The sequence below is a fragment of the Corallococcus sp. CA041A genome (assembly GCF_003612075.1).
GTDB classification, from domain to species: domain Bacteria; phylum Myxococcota; class Myxococcia; order Myxococcales; family Myxococcaceae; genus Corallococcus; species Corallococcus exiguus.
In genome coordinates, this window is sequence record NZ_RAWF01000790.1 from 1 (window position 1) to 251 (window position 251).

1 protein-coding gene is annotated in these 251 nt (G+C 63.3%); it reads left to right on the plus strand.

All coding sequences use genetic code 11. The features are described 5' to 3' along the window. Window positions 1–115, plus strand: a 115-nt coding sequence (locus D7V77_RS43080) for a transposase (RefSeq protein WP_147452043.1), incomplete at its 5' end; no start/stop codon positions are given. Window positions 116–251 lie beyond the last annotated feature (136 nt).

Sequence of the window (251 nt, forward strand, 5' to 3'; positions counted from 1 at the left end):
GCGGTTCTTCCATGGCCTCAAGCGCTTCCGCCGCCTCGCGACTCGATATGAGAAGACAGCCCGCAACTACCTTGCCCTCATCCACCTCGCCTGCACTCGGATGTGGCTCAATTAGGGACACCCCCTAAGCCATCCCGACTAATTCCGTTCAGGGGTGTTGGCCCAGATGGGGAGCCTGCCGCGCCTGCGGACGCGGCGCAGCAGGAGAACGGCCTCATCATAGAAGGCGTCACGGTCCGCCGTCAGCATGC